Source organism: Eubacterium sp. ER2 (assembly GCF_000765215.1).
Taxonomy (GTDB): domain Bacteria; phylum Bacillota; class Clostridia; order Lachnospirales; family Lachnospiraceae; genus Claveliimonas; species Claveliimonas intestinigallinarum.
Genome location: NZ_JPJE01000043.1, coordinates 1 through 768 on the forward strand (window position 1 = coordinate 1; position 768 = coordinate 768).

At 47.5% G+C, this 768-nt stretch carries 1 pseudogene; it reads right to left on the reverse strand.

What is annotated here, in order from left to right:
* Positions 1-342: pseudogene (locus tag NI21_RS0113825) on the reverse strand (IS110 family transposase); the annotation flags it as partial.
* Between the last annotated feature and the right edge of the window lie 426 nt (positions 343-768).

A 768-nucleotide genomic window follows, 5' to 3' on the forward strand; every position in this document is an offset into this window, starting at 1 on the left:
AGATTTCCTGTAGTTGGCAATCGTTTTCGGATTCAGGCAAAAAACCTTAACACCATATGGTTTGAGCTTGTCAGTGGTGGAGAGATAATTCGCCACATGGACGCCGTAGAAACTGGTGGACTCCATGGCGATCAGAAGATATCTGAACTGGGGATTTGCCTCCAGAACAGCAAGGATCATAGACTCCATAGCTTCCACACCGTTGGACGCATTGGGAACAGGGCGCATGTTGATGAGCCGGTCTGAATCAAAGTTGAGAGCAGTAATAAAGTTGATGCGGGAACCGATGTCAAGGCCGACACAAAGCGTTGAAAGGTGATCGAATTTCATACGGTTCTTCACAGTATCACCTCCTTTCGATTTGATGGAAGGAAAGCCAAGGGCTGGATCCCGGACCACCACACCATGCAACCTCGCGTAATCAGCATTAAAGCCCCGAAAATACCCTGCTGGAAGCTGACGGGACAGGTGCAACATTTGTGTAAGCATCTGAAGTGTGGAGCCAAGGGCGCAAGCTATCTAAGCAATGGAGACAGGGATGTGAGGAAACACATACCGTGCAACTTGCAAGGAGAAACAGCGGTACCCTTTGGGACATTCCTATGGACTCTATTATAAGCGTCCGGGAAAACTTGGCAATATGAGTAACATGTAAACAGTATAGGGGATGAAAATCAGGGAGAGAACCTCCGGAGGGATGACTCCTCTATACCATTAAAAGTGAATAATCCCACCCCTGTATATCTGGGGTACAGGCTTATTATACGA